We start from the raw sequence: 254 nt of genomic DNA, 5'->3' as shown, positions 1-254 counted from the left end.
TAATACTCTAATTAATTGGAGTGAGCTTACTATACCTGGGTCAGCTCCAACTGCAGTTGCAGTTAAGACCATCTCTATTAATCCACCTGGTGCAACACTTAGCATAGCTGTAGGTAAGTCCAAAGTTGTAAATAATGATAAGAAAACTCCCAAAATAAATGATATTAGAATCAATATAATAGCGAGAGAGAAATATATAAGGCAATATTTTCCTCCTTGTTGCAATTCACGTATTGAGATGTTTTTACCAATCC

The 254-nt window shown here is 34.6% G+C and carries 1 protein-coding gene; it reads right to left on the bottom strand.

Annotated features, from left to right (window positions below; all coding sequences use genetic code 11):
* Positions 1-254, bottom strand: a 254-nt coding sequence (locus AOA60_RS15355; protein WP_143522447.1) for an AbrB family transcriptional regulator, incomplete at both ends; no start/stop codon positions are given.

The sequence above is a fragment of the Pseudomonas sp. 2822-17 genome, assembly GCF_002742485.1.
In the GTDB taxonomy this organism is placed as follows: domain Bacteria; phylum Pseudomonadota; class Gammaproteobacteria; order Pseudomonadales; family Pseudomonadaceae; genus Aquipseudomonas; species Aquipseudomonas cyclaminis.
Note: the sequence above shows the minus strand (reverse complement) of the source record. Positions and strands in the feature narration are given on the sequence as shown.